Annotated in this window: 12 protein-coding genes; 9 read left to right on the top strand and 3 right to left on the bottom strand. The window is 35.9% G+C overall.

Annotated features, from left to right (window positions below):
• Nucleotide 1 precedes the first annotated feature (1 nt).
• From D778_RS02995 to D778_RS02975, 5 genes are read left to right on the top strand one after another with little or no spacing between them, the layout of a single operon-like run.
• Entirely contained in the window at nt 2-976 is a 975-nt protein-coding gene (locus D778_RS02995; RefSeq protein ID WP_040491292.1) for a DUF438 domain-containing protein, read from the top strand.
• Nucleotides 977-986: 10 nt separating this feature from the next.
• Nucleotides 987-1565, top strand: coding sequence for a cytochrome c oxidase subunit 3 (locus D778_RS02990; protein WP_007647530.1), 579 nt, complete (start codon nt 987-989; stop codon nt 1563-1565).
• 1 nt (nt 1566) lies between these two features.
• Nucleotides 1567-1803, top strand: coding sequence for a cytochrome C oxidase subunit IV family protein (locus D778_RS02985; protein WP_040491290.1), 237 nt, complete (start codon nt 1567-1569; stop codon nt 1801-1803).
• A gap of 1 nt (nt 1804) precedes the next feature.
• Nucleotides 1805-2236 (top strand): c-type cytochrome, encoded by a 432-nt coding sequence (locus D778_RS02980; RefSeq protein ID WP_007647521.1) that lies wholly within the window; start codon nt 1805-1807, stop codon nt 2234-2236.
• The gene (locus tag D778_RS02975; RefSeq protein WP_007647519.1) at nt 2226-3551 is read left to right on the top strand and encodes a cbb3-type cytochrome c oxidase subunit I; all 1326 of its coding nucleotides are present in this window, start codon (nt 2226-2228) and stop codon (nt 3549-3551) included. The genes D778_RS02980 and D778_RS02975 overlap by 11 nt, the downstream gene beginning before the upstream one ends.
• Here D778_RS02975 and D778_RS02970 read toward each other — a convergent pair.
• Complete coding sequence (locus tag D778_RS02970; protein WP_238307553.1) at nt 3528-4022, bottom strand: RrF2 family transcriptional regulator; 495 nt, start codon at nt 4020-4022, stop codon at nt 3528-3530. The genes D778_RS02975 and D778_RS02970 overlap by 24 nt on opposite strands.
• Before the next feature lie 127 nt (nt 4023-4149).
• Between D778_RS02970 and nadA the strand changes: the two genes are divergently transcribed.
• Together nadA and nadB are read left to right on the top strand one after the other, a co-directional pair.
• On the top strand, nt 4150-5076 hold the full coding sequence (gene nadA, locus D778_RS02965) for a quinolinate synthase NadA (protein ID WP_155949862.1): 927 nt from the start codon (nt 4150-4152) through the stop codon (nt 5074-5076).
• A 4-nt stretch (nt 5077-5080) separates the two neighbouring features.
• Entirely contained in the window at nt 5081-6628 is a 1548-nt protein-coding gene (gene nadB, locus D778_RS02960; RefSeq protein WP_007647516.1) for an L-aspartate oxidase, read from the top strand.
• On the opposite strand, the gene D778_RS02955 is transcribed toward nadB, so the two are convergent.
• Nucleotides 6629-7096 (bottom strand): CBS domain-containing protein, encoded by a 468-nt coding sequence (locus tag D778_RS02955; RefSeq protein WP_007647515.1) that lies wholly within the window; start codon nt 7094-7096, stop codon nt 6629-6631. It abuts the gene before it with no gap.
• A gap of 113 nt (nt 7097-7209) precedes the next feature.
• Here D778_RS02955 and D778_RS02950 point away from each other — a divergent pair, with 113 nt between their 5' ends.
• Together D778_RS02950 and D778_RS02945 are read left to right on the top strand one after the other, a co-directional pair.
• Nucleotides 7210-9507, top strand: coding sequence for a M28 family peptidase (locus tag D778_RS02950; RefSeq protein ID WP_007647514.1), 2298 nt, complete (start codon nt 7210-7212; stop codon nt 9505-9507).
• 82 nt (nt 9508-9589) lie between these two features.
• Nucleotides 9590-10288, top strand: a complete 699-nt coding sequence (locus D778_RS02945) for a tetratricopeptide repeat protein (RefSeq protein ID WP_007647512.1) — start codon at nt 9590-9592, stop codon at nt 10286-10288.
• 64 nt (nt 10289-10352) lie between these two features.
• On the opposite strand, the gene D778_RS02940 is transcribed toward D778_RS02945, so the two are convergent.
• The gene (locus D778_RS02940; protein ID WP_007647506.1) at nt 10353-12449 is read right to left on the bottom strand and encodes a M13 family metallopeptidase; all 2097 of its coding nucleotides are present in this window, start codon (nt 12447-12449) and stop codon (nt 10353-10355) included.
• Between the last annotated feature and the right edge of the window lie 55 nt (nt 12450-12504).

Raw genomic sequence — 12504 nt, 5'->3', positions numbered from 1 at the left:
CATGAATTCATACTTACCCGAAGTAGAAAAGTTGGAACAAGGACATCCTTTGCAGGTATATTATCAAGAAAGCGCGTTGATTCAGGACTTGATTTTAGAATTATACGATGTGAAAGTATCAGAAGATTTTCAAAAATACTTTAATATTTTCAATCAACTCACCACAATTGAAAAGCGCTTCAAACGAAAAGAAAATCAGCTTTTTCCGTATTTAGAAAAACATCATTGGAATGGGCCAAGTCAAGGTATGTGGTCTTTTCATGATGTATTAAGAGAGCAAATTAAACTGCTGCACAAACACAACGAAACAAAAGATGTGGAAAAAATCACTGAAAACCTTCCTTATTTATTGGAAGGTATAAAACGATTAATGCTTATTGAGGATCAAAAATTGTTTCCCAACGCCATGCGTTTGCTAACCAAAGAAGATTGGGAGGAATTTTATGAAGGAGACGAGGAAATTGGTTGGATGCTTAAAGAAAAGCCTGCGCCTTTTCCAAATAAAGATTCAAAATATATACATCCAAGTGAAGACCTAACAGATCGCACACAAAGATTTTCTATAGAAAACACTTTTCATTACGACGAAGGTTACATGACTCCCGAACAGGTAAATTTATTATTGAGGTTTTTACCTGTAGACATTACTTATGTAGATGAAAACGACAAAGTAATTTTTTACAATCGTGGAGAAGACCGAGTGTTTGCAAGAAGCAAAGGGATTATTGGAAGAGAAGTACGTTTTTGCCATCCACCAAAAAGTGTGGACATGGTTTTAAGGATTTTAGAGGAATTTAAAGCAGGAAATAAGGACTCTGCCGAGTTTTGGTTCAACTTTAAAGGGCGAATCATCCATATTAGATATTTTGCCATAAGGGACAAAAACAAAACCTATAAAGGGGTTATAGAAATGTCTCAAGACATTACAGAAATCCAAAAACTAGAAGGACAAAAAAGATTGTTAGATTGGGATTAGCATTGAGATTATGAGTCAAGTTACTACAAAAGCATCACTTTATTATCCACCAGGTGGTATTTTAATGTGGATTATAGTGTATTTGGAATTGTTCACCTTTGGAGCCGTTTTGGTGGCCATGGCATTATACAGCAAAGACGAAGCCAGCATTTTCCATGAGTCCAGGTTGCAGTTAAACACTACCTTTGGTGCCATAAATACTTTGTTTTTATTGGTTAGTGGCTTTTTTATGGCTCTTACAGTTACTGCTTTAAAAACAAACAACCTATCAAAATCAAAAACATACTTAAAACTGACCATGCTTGGAGGGTTGTTGTTTTTAGGCTTGAAGACCGTAGAATACTTTGATAAAATTGAAGCTGGACTAACCATGGGCTACAACACCTTCTTTTCCTTTTATTGGATGTTAACGCTATTTCACGTGATTCATGTTTTGGTTGGACTGGTGATTTTAGCTTCTGTTTTTAGGACCATGAATAAAAACCCCGAAAAACTCATTATGGAAGATGTGGAAGCCAGTGCCACTTTTTGGCATATGTGTGACCTTATTTGGCTGTTGTTGTTCCCTGTAATTTATTTAGTGTTTTAAGATGAAACAGAACCCTTTTTTTTATGTTTTGATATTGTTAATTGCATTAACCGTTTTATCGGCTGTTGTTGCAAATTCACATTTGGAAAATGCTGCCACAATCATTATGGTTTTAGCTGCTTTTAAATTTTTGGCAGTTGCTTTTTATTTTATGGAATTACGTCATGCCAATACGTTCTGGAAAGCCTTGTTAATTGCATTCTTAACCATTTTTATTGGTTTGGTTTTAATAATTTAATATGACCGAAAAGACCAAATACAATATTGCCATTATAAGCATCTTGCTCATTCTTTTTGTTGTTTACAATGGATTTGTTTACACCTCTAAAGAAAACGCAAATCCAGTAATATTAACGGAACAAGCACTTCACGGGCAGCGTTTATGGCAGGAAAACAATTGTTGGTCTTGCCATCAAACCTATGGTTTGGGAGGCTATTTGGGTCCAGATTTAACCAATGTGTACAGTGCAAAAAATAAAGGCCCTCAATACATTAAAGCCTTTTTAAACAGCGGTGTAAAAACAATGCCAAAATTCAACTTTTCTGAAAGCGAAAAAGAAGCTTTGGTTAGTTATTTAAAATTTGTGGATAGCACTGGATATTATCCAAACTACCATGCTATATTTAAACCGAGTGGTTGGATTGAATTAGAGTATAAAAATGAAAAATAAAACCAGTACCCTTTTTTTAATTACAGCTCTTTTAGCTTTGTTAATGGGTGTTGCTTTTGGGCTTTTGGCTGCCTTACAGTATCTCATTCCTGAGTTCTTAAAGGACCTTTTACCGTTTCATAAAATGAGACCGTTTCATGTAACAACAGTGATTACCTGGATAGTGCTTTGTGCTACTGGAAGTATTTATTTTTACTTGAGCCAAGTTGAAAAGTTCAAATTATTTTCAGATAAATTAATGAAAACTCATTTCATTGTATTTCTTATTACAGGAATTGGCATCTACCTGTCTTATTTCTTCGGGAAAATGGAAGGCAGGGAATACTTGGCTTTTACCCCAATTTTAACCATTCCCATTTTGTTTGGTTGGCTTCTTTTTGGGATTAACTATTTTAAAACCATGCTGAAACAGGTTAAAAACTGGCCTGTTTATTATTGGATGTGGGGAACTGGAATTGTTTTTATGATGATTCATTTAACCGAAGCTCATTTGTGGTTAATGCCATATTTTAGGGAGCATGTTATAAAAGATTTAACGGTTCAGTGGAAATCTTATGGTTCTTTTGTTGGCTCTTGGAATATGTTGGTTTATGGAATTTCTATTTACGTGATGGCCAAAATAAAAGGAGACCATGCCATTGGAAGGGGTAAACTGGCTTTCTTCTTCTATTTTCTGGGCTTAACAAATCTCATGTTTGGTTGGGCACATCATACCTATATTGTTCCTACATTACCATGGATTCGTTATGTGGCTTATGGCGTAAGCATGACCGAATGGATTGTTTTGGGATATATGATTTACGAATGGAGACGCAGCCTAACCAAGACAGAAAAAGACAGTTACCCTTTGGCTTATAGATTTTTAGTGACAACAGACTTCTGGATATTCGTCAATTTAATCATTGCATTGCTTTTCTCCATTCCAGCCATAAATTTCTTTACCCATGGCACACATATTACAGTAGCGCACTCCATGGGAACAACCATTGGTATTAACACAAGCATTTTATTTGCTTCGCTTTTATTTATAGTTTCTAGGATATCTGCTTTTACCAAGAAAGAAGAAACTTCTATAAAAAGAAGTCTTTTGGGATTTAATATCTCACTCTTTTTGTTCTTTATGGCTTTATTGGTAGCTGGTGCCAGAAGAAGTCATTGGATGTACGCAGGAAACGACACCTCTTTTTCAAACATGCAAGAGAGTTTGTTCTGGGTCTATATGGCTTTTTTCGTGTTTGGAATAACACTCACCACAAGTATGGTGTTTATTGGTTTACCTATATTAAGAAAGCTAATCAATGGTCTTAGGCTTTGAATCTGTTTTTAAGACATCAAAAGATTTTAACGAAATATACCTCCCTTTAACCTTTATTTCTTCCACAAACTCTGCAATGCTTTTGTCCTTAAAATCCTTGAACAATTTGTCCTTGAATGCCGAAACCGTAAAATGCACAGGACAGGGATTGCTGTCGCCACATTTAGAAAGTCCCAAAAAGCACTGACTGAACCTTTCATTACCATCAATTACAAGAACAATATCCCAAACGGTTTTGGTTTTGTTTTCTTCGCTTAAATAAAACCCACCATAAGGTCCTTTTGTAGAAGTAACCAAACCATTTTTATTTAATTGTTGCAGTAATTTAGCCAAAAAAGGTTGAGGTGCTTCTAATTCTCCTGAAATAATCTTCACTCCTATTTTATGCTTTTCATCGGAACACATTCCTAAATAAAGAATGGATCTTATAGCATATTGACACGCATTTGATAACACAGTATTTTTTTTCAAAGATATAAAAAAGATGTTTTTATCCTATTTCAATTAACATTATCTTTGTTTATGATTTATATCATAATTTAAAAGGCAGGTTACCAATAAATTTGTGGCTTGTAAAAACCGTAATTATCTAAAAGTTTTGGACTTAAAAAAAGAAATCCTTCGTTTAAAAAAAGAAAAGAACGCCGTTATTTTAGCACATTATTACCAAGTGCCGGAAATACAGGATGTTGCTGATTATGTTGGAGATAGCTTGGGCTTGTCGCAAAAAGCTGCAGAAACAGATGCTGATATCATTGTTTTTGCAGGTGTGCATTTTATGGCTGAAACGGCTAAAATTTTAAACCCTGACAAAACAGTTGTTTTACCCGATTTAAATGCTGGGTGCTCTTTGGCTGACTCCTGTCCTCCAGAAGCTTTTAAAGCTTTTAAGGAACAGCATCCAGACCATTTGGTGATTACTTATATCAATTGTTCGGCAGAAATTAAAGCCATGAGCGATATTGTTTGTACATCATCCAACGCTTTAAAGATTGTGGAATCTGTACCAAAGGAAATCCCCATCATCTTTGCTCCAGATAAAAACTTAGGTCATTATATCAGCAAAGTGTCTGGTCGGGATTTAGTGCTATGGGATGGCTCTTGTATTGTGCATGAAGCGTTTTCAATAGATAAACTTTTAAAATTATACAAAGAACATCCTGGCTCTAAAATTATTGCACATCCAGAATCTGAAGCACATATTCTCGATGCAGCAAATTATATTGGTTCTACAGCTGGTATGATAAATTATGTAAAAACACATCCACAGGAAAAATTTATTGTTGCCACAGAAGCTGGCATCTTGCATAAAATGCAACAAGAAGTGCCAAACACCCTTTTAATTCCTGCTCCAGCCGAAGAGGACAACACCTGTGCTTGTAGTGAATGTGCGTTTATGAAGGTAAATACCCTTCAAAAATTATACGATTGTTTATTAAATGAAAGCCCTCAGATAGATGTACCTGAACCTATAAGAAAAAAAGCATTGCTCCCTATTGAACGCATGCTTGAACTTTCTAAATAAACAAATGAAAACCCAATTACTCATTATTGGTTCTGGCGTTGCAGGTTTGACCTTGGCTGTAAAACATGCTGAAGCTTTTCCTGAAAAACAGATTACCATAGTAACCAAAGGTAATGAAGACGAATCCAACACCAAATATGCACAAGGTGGCGTGGCTGTTGTTCTTGATGAAAAAACAGATTCCTTTCAAAAACACATTCAAGACACCTTGATTGCTGGAGATGGTTTATGTGACATAGACGTTGTAAACATGGTTATTACTGAAGGTCCCAAACGGTTAAAGGAACTTATGGCTTGGGGAGCTCAGTTTGATTTGGACCAAACCGGAAATCTCGATTTGGGAAAAGAAGGAGGACATAGCCAATTTCGGGTGGTGCACCATAAAGATATCACTGGTTACGAAATAGAACGCGCGTTATTGGCCAGAGTGCACCAACTTAAAAATATTAGCTTGTTGCCACATCATTTTGCTATTGATTTAATTACAGAACATCAATTAAAACAAGTTTCGGAAAACATTAGTTGTTATGGTGCTTATGTATTAAATCAGAAAACCGGAAAGGTCCTTACGTTACAATCAAATTGCACGGTTTTGGCTGCAGGTGGCATTGGCAAGGTTTATGGTCACACAACCAATCCAGCCATTGCCACAGGAGATGGTATAGCCATGGCATATAGAGCTAAAGCTAGAATTAAGGATATGGAATTTGTTCAGTTTCATCCCACGGCTTTATACACCAATCAAGAAGGTTCTGCTTTTTTAATTTCGGAAGCAGTGAGAGGTTTTGGCGCTTATTTGCGCACCAAAGATGGCACTAGGTTTATGCCCAATTACGATAAACGTGCTGAATTGGCCTCAAGGGATATTGTCTCGCAAAGTATTGATACCGAACTAAAAAAATCTGGTGACCCTTGTGTGTTTTTAGATTGTACCCACTTGGATTTAAAATCCTTTAGGGACCATTTTCCCAATATTTATAAAACCTGTTTGGAACATCATATAGATATTTCGAAAGATTGGATTCCTGTGGTTCCGGCATCACATTATCTCTGTGGAGGCATTGTGGTTGATTCACACGGGAAAACTTCCATAAATAACCTATTTGCTTGTGGTGAATGTACCAGAACAGGACTTCATGGCGCCAATAGATTGGCTTCCAATTCCCTTTTGGAAGCCTTGGTGTATGCGCATAACATTTACAAATATCTTTGCAAACATGAGGTGTTGGATATACAAAAGTTTCTTCCTGATTGGAACGACGAAGGTACAAGCATGCCCAAAGAACATGTATTGATAAAACACAACTTAAAAGAACTTCAGGCTTTAATGCGTGATTATGTGGGAATTGTTAGAAGCAACGACCGTTTAAACAAAGCCATCACGCACTTGGACATGATATATAACGAAGTGGAAGAGCTTTACAAAACTTCTAAAATATCCACCACACTTTGCGAATTGCGAAACATGGTGAATGTAGCCCATTTAATCATTGGGCAATCTTTAAACAGAAAAGAAAACAAAGGTGGTTATTTTAATGTAGACAATACGTAGTTACTTCCAGGTATGCCCTTTTAGTTCCATAGCCACTTTTAGGATGTCTTTCTGACTAATCTGCCCTATTAATTTCCCGTCTTCAACTATTGGAAAGCGTCTTCTTCTGGATTCCAGAAATTTGTTGGCAGCATCCAATACATTCATATTACCATCAATGGTTTCCACGTCTTTTATCATGCGTTTTTCCACATTGTCATTTTCCATGGGCATGTTGTAATATCTACTTTCGCTTATTTGTTTTAAACAGTCTCCTTCAGAAATAATCCCTACCAATTCATTTTTATCATTTACAACTGGTCCTCCCGAAATTTTATTTCTAATTAGCGTATCTATAACTTCTTCCACAGATTGTTCTGGTTTAAAAGTGATAAGATCTTTGCACATCACATCGCGAACCTTGAAAGGAATCTCTTCTGATGTATTTTGTTGTTGCTTTCTAGCGCCTTGAAAACTCTTGATTGCCATGATTGTTGTTTTTAATTGAAACTTAAATATACTCAATAATAACGAGTTATCCTAACCAAGCTTTTGTGGGATAATTTTTCTATTTTTATAAAACAAACCAATCCCATAAAGTCATGTTTAAAAAAGGTGTTTCCATTATCTTAATTATAGTTGCTGTTTATTGGAGTTTTTTTGCTTTGTTGCCAAGTAACATATCCACTATCGATGCACCAGACAATGCATTTTCTACACAGCGAGCCTTACTTCACCTAAAAGAAATTTCCAAAAACCCACATTATGTTGGAAGTCCAGACCATGAAAGGGTGAAAGATTATCTTGTAAACGCTTTAGGGAATTTAGGTTTGGAAACCCAAATTCAAGAAGGCTATGTTTTAACAGATTGGGGAACGATTACCAAACCAAAAAACATACTTGCCAGAATAAAAGGCACTGATAATTCCAAAGCCCTTTTACTACTTTCGCATTACGACAGCAAGTCTCATGCCTCATTGGGAGCCAGTGATGCTGGCTCTGGAGTGGTGACTATTTTGGAAGGTTTAAGAGCTTTTTTAAGTGAGGGTAAAAGTCATAAAAACGATATCATTGTCATGTTTTCCGATGCTGAAGAGTTGGGTTTAAATGGCGCATCGCTGTTTGTAAAAAACCATCCTTGGGCAAAGGATGTTGGTTTAGTGTTAAATTTTGAGGCTCGAGGAAGTGGTGGCCCTAGCTACATGCTTATGGAAACCAATGGAGGCAACAAAAATTTAATTTCCAGTTTTAAAGAAGCACATCCTGAATATCCTGTTGCAAACTCCCTGGCCTATAGCGTATATAAAAAACTGCCCAACGATACCGATTTAACCAGATTTAGGGAAGAAGGAAATATTGATGGTTTTAATTTTGCTTTTATTGACGACCATTTCGATTACCACACAGCGTTGGATACTTACGAAAGGTTGGACAGAAACACCTTGGAACACCAAGGCAGTTATTTGATGCCTTTATTACATTATTTTGCTGATGCCAATTTAAATAATTTAAAAAGCGAAACCGATGATGTTTATTTTAACGTACCTCTTTTTAAGACAGTTAGTTATCCTTTTACATGGATTGTGCCCTTGTTAATTCTAGCCTTATTAATTTTTATAATGCTTGTTTTTTATGGCATAAGCAAAAGAACCCTTAATGCCAAACAAATAGGCAAAGGGACTCTTATGTTTCTTGCTGTTTTGATAATCAATGGTCTTCTTGGTTTTTTTGGATGGAAATTTTTAGTGTCTGTATATCCACAATACACCGAAATGCTTCACGGATTTACTTACAATGGACATACCTATATTTGGGCATTTTCCTTGTTGGCAATCGCTATTTGTTTTTGGGGATACCATAAAGTTTACAACCCTGAAAATACAGCCAGTTTACTGATTGGCCCCATATTTTTATGGCTCATTATTTGCGCTTTTGTTGCTTGGCAACTTCAAGGTGCCAGTTTTTTTATCATTCCTGTGTTTTTTGCTTTAGTTAGTCTTTTTGTATTGGTTAGGCAAAAACAACCAAACCTGATATTAATGACATTCTTGGCGTTTCCGGTATTAACCATCATGTCGCCTTTTGTACAAATGTTTCCAGTAGGTTTGGGCTTAAAGCTTTTAATGGCTTCTACGGTTTTGGTGACCTTGATTTTTGGTTTGCTTATACCTGTTTTTGGTTTCTTTAGACATAAAAACAGATGGTCTTATGCCCTGTTTTTAATAACCATCTGCGTGTTTATTTCAGCACATTTAAATTCCAGTTTTAACAATGAACATCCCAAACCCAACAGCCTTGTTTACTATTTAGATTTAGATAACAATGAAGCTGTTTGGGCAACCTATGACAACATATTGGGTCCCTGGACCGAAACCTACCTAACCAATACTCCAGACAGCAAACATGCCATAACAAAAACAACTTTTGGCAGTAAATACAACACGCCATTTAGCTATAGTAAAAAGGCCAATATAAAACCCATAAAACAACCGTATGTTGATGTAAAAAAAGATACCATAATTGGTGAATACAGACATCTCAAATTGTTTATTTCACCTCAACGACTGGTTAACAGAATGGACATCTATGCCGATTCCACAAATGTGTTTGGGTCTTTTAACATCAATGGTCTTGAAATTGAAAAAGACAAAAATGGTTTAGTGTTTGCAAATAGGGATTTTAATAGGCTTTTTGAATATTATGTGGTGGACGACACCTTTTTGGAATTGGAGTTTTCAGTGCCCAAAAACCAACAAACCACCCTTAGGTATTACGAATCTTCGTTTAACATGCTTCACAACCCATTGTTTGATGTTCCTGAACGCCCAAAAGACTTGACCCCTAAACCTTTTATCTTAAACGATGCTGTGATGCTAAAGAAAACCATACGTTTTGATTAAGTCCGTTGGAAATAATTAGCATGTTTTTAAGACATTACCTCATAAATTTTTATAGTTTTGGCACATTAAATTATTACATGTTATGAAAAATCTTATTCTATTGGTTGGTATTGCTTTTAGTTTCCATGTGCAAGCCCAAAACAATCAGGAATTGTTAAAGCATTATGAAGCTTACTACAAACAAATGAAAGCTCAAGGAGACATGCAAGGGATTATTAATGGCTTGACACATTTAAACATTCTTTCACCTTCAGCTGCCAGACAAGATACTTTGGCTTATTTATATATGAATGAAGGTAAATTTGTTCAAGCGTTGAATACCATAGGAGTTGATTTAATGGCTGACGATTCGGACATGGCTGTTGAAATAAAAGCCGTTTCATTAAAATCCTTAAATCAACCAAAATTAGCAGTTAAGCAATTTGAAGAGCTGTTTAGAAGAACACAGAATGTCACTTTAGCCTACGAATTGGCAGAATTATACCTGCAAAACCAAAATTTAGAAGAGGCTTCCAAACAAGTGGAATATGGGTTGTTGCATGTACAGGATAACATGAAAAAAACCTACTACGAGTCTCAGCAACCATATCAAGTACCATTAAAAGCTGGGTTTTTGTATTTAAAAGGGCTCATTGTTTTCAATCAGGACAAAGAAACCAATATAGATACAGCTGTTACCTATTTAGAACAGGCGCTCACCATGGCTCCTAATTTTAATTTGGCCTATGTAAGTAGAAATGCGTTGTTGGGTCAAAAACCTCAGCCTTCAAAAAAAGATTGACATTTACTATACTAAATAAAAAAGCCAGCTTAATTGCTGGCTTTTTTTAATCAACACTTTTAAATTACCATATTTTAACTCGCTTTTCTGGAGCTAAATACATGTTATCTGTCTCTTGAATATTGAATGCTTCATAAAAAGCATCTATGTTTTGTAGAGGCATTACTGCACGATACATTCCTGGAGAATGTGTATCTGTTTTTATTTGATTTCTTAAGGCATCCTCAGTGTATTTGGTTCTCCAAACCGTAGCCCAGCTCATAAAGAAACGCTGTTCTGGAGTAAAACCATCAATATTTTCCGGCCTGCCGTTTTCAGCTAAATACAACTGCAAGCCATCATAAGCTGCATTAACCCCTCCTAAATCACCAATGTTTTCACCTAAGGTAAAATCGCCATTTAATTTTACATCTGGAAGCGCGTTTACATTGCTATATTGTGCAGAAAGTTCTTCTCCAAGAGCTGTAAACTGCTCTAAATCCTCTTCTGTCCACCAGTTGTTTAAATTTCCATCAGCATCATATCGAGAACCGGAATCATCGAAACAATGAGATATTTCATGACCAATGACAGCTCCAATACCACCATAGTTTACAGCTTCATCTGCATGATAGTTATAGAATGGAGGTTGTAAAATAGCAGCTGGAAACACAATTTCGTTATAAGGAGGCATAAAGTAAGCATTCACAATTTGTGGTGCCATTAACCATTCGCTTTTATCTACTGGTTTCCCTAATTTATTTAAATCCTCTTTAAAGTTCCATTCAGAAACATGATTTAAATTTTCAAAATATGATCCACCTTCTTCAACACTTTTAACTTCCAGTTCAGAATAATCTTTCCATTTGTCTGGGTAAGCTATTTTAACAGTCATTTTGTTAAGTTTCTCTATAGCTTTTTCTTTGGTTTCTGGGGTCATCCAGTCCAAGTTCTGGATTCTGTTTTCAAAAGCCACCATGATATTTTGTATCATTTTTTCTGCTTTCTCCTTGGCTTCTGGAGGGAACATTTTATCCACATACAGTTTACCCAAGGCTTCACCAATGGTAGCGTTTAAAGTGCCTAAAGCTCTTTCTTCTCTGGGTCTTTGTTCTTTGGAACCTCTTAAATCCCTACTGTAAAATTCCCAATTTGCAGTTTCCATATCTGTTGTAAGCTGGTTGGCTGCACTTCTAACAAGCGTCCAGTTTAAATAATCTTTCCAAACCTGAACATTGTTTTCTTTAAAAATAGCATCCAACGCTTTAAAATACCCTGGATCTGTTACAATTACAGTGTCTATGGTTGTGGCTCCTATGCCATTAAAATAAGCTTTCCAATCGATAGAAGAAGTCATGTTATTCAGCTCTTCAATGGATTTTGGGTTAAAACGTTTTCTTGGGTCTCTACGTTCTTCTTTTGTCATTCTAGGTTCTGCCATTTTGGTTTCAAAATCCAAAATTTCATCAGCTTTTGTTTTGGCAGTGGCTTCATCTTCCCCAATGTATTGTAACATTCTTGCTATATGAGCTCGGTACAATTCCCTTTTCTCTTTGGTGTCTTCGTCTTGGTCCACATAATAATCCCTACTTAAACCTAAGGAACCTCCTCCTAGGTATGCTGTATTTAAATTACTGTTTTTTGGGTGGGAGCCAACACCAAACCCAAAAAATCCGGCACCTCCTTGAGGTTCCATTTCTATTAAATAGGCTTGAAGGTCTTCTATGTTTTTTATGTTTTCAATCTTGGCCAGATATGGCTTTAAAGGGTCTATACCTTGATTATCTCTGGAAACCGTATCCATAATGGTTTGAAAAAACTCTACTGCTTTTTCTTGGTCAGATCCAGGCAATACGGTTATTTTTTCCATGTCTTTGTTTTCAGACATGGCAGATTTTAAAATGTTCAAGGCATCTGCATCTGTTTTTTTGCGAAGTTCGTCAAAGCTTCCCCATCTGGTTCTATCGGCTGGAATTTCATTGGTTTTTAACCAAGTTCCATTTACATAATTGAAGAAATCCTGATTTGGTGCTACTGAGGTATCCATGTAATCTAAATTAATTCCAGGAACCTGTTCTGTTTCTACTTGTGCCACATCCTTATTTGCATCGTTTTTACAAGCTACAAAGCCTGTAAAAGCTACTGCACTGTATAGGGATAGCTTTAAAAATTTTCTATTCATAGGGTTAAGGTTGAATTTTAAGGGTGAAATTTAACAATAAATAACAGTAATATAA

Origin of the sequence: Xanthomarina gelatinilytica (assembly GCF_000348685.1) — a bacterium.
Taxonomy (GTDB): domain Bacteria; phylum Bacteroidota; class Bacteroidia; order Flavobacteriales; family Flavobacteriaceae; genus Xanthomarina; species Xanthomarina gelatinilytica.
The sequence above is the reverse complement of the archived record's forward strand: the minus strand, read 5'-3'. Positions and strand labels throughout refer to the sequence as shown.

Coding starts and splice junctions, on each gene's coding strand:
- D778_RS02995 (WP_040491292.1), top strand. CDS start 2: ATGAATTCATACTTACCCGAAGTAGAAAAGTTGGAACAAGGACATCCT.
- D778_RS02975 (WP_007647519.1), top strand. CDS start 2,226: ATGAAAAATAAAACCAGTACCCTTTTTTTAATTACAGCTCTTTTAGCT.
- D778_RS02950 (WP_007647514.1), top strand. CDS start 7,210: ATGTTTAAAAAAGGTGTTTCCATTATCTTAATTATAGTTGCTGTTTAT.
- D778_RS02955 (WP_007647515.1), bottom strand. CDS start 7,096: ATGGCAATCAAGAGTTTTCAAGGCGCTAGAAAGCAACAACAAAATACA.
- D778_RS02980 (WP_007647521.1), top strand. CDS start 1,805: ATGACCGAAAAGACCAAATACAATATTGCCATTATAAGCATCTTGCTC.
- D778_RS02985 (WP_040491290.1), top strand. CDS start 1,567: ATGAAACAGAACCCTTTTTTTTATGTTTTGATATTGTTAATTGCATTA.
- D778_RS02945 (WP_007647512.1), top strand. CDS start 9,590: ATGAAAAATCTTATTCTATTGGTTGGTATTGCTTTTAGTTTCCATGTG.
- D778_RS02990 (WP_007647530.1), top strand. CDS start 987: ATGAGTCAAGTTACTACAAAAGCATCACTTTATTATCCACCAGGTGGT.
- nadB (WP_007647516.1), top strand. CDS start 5,081: ATGAAAACCCAATTACTCATTATTGGTTCTGGCGTTGCAGGTTTGACC.
- D778_RS02940 (WP_007647506.1), bottom strand. CDS start 12,449: ATGAATAGAAAATTTTTAAAGCTATCCCTATACAGTGCAGTAGCTTTT.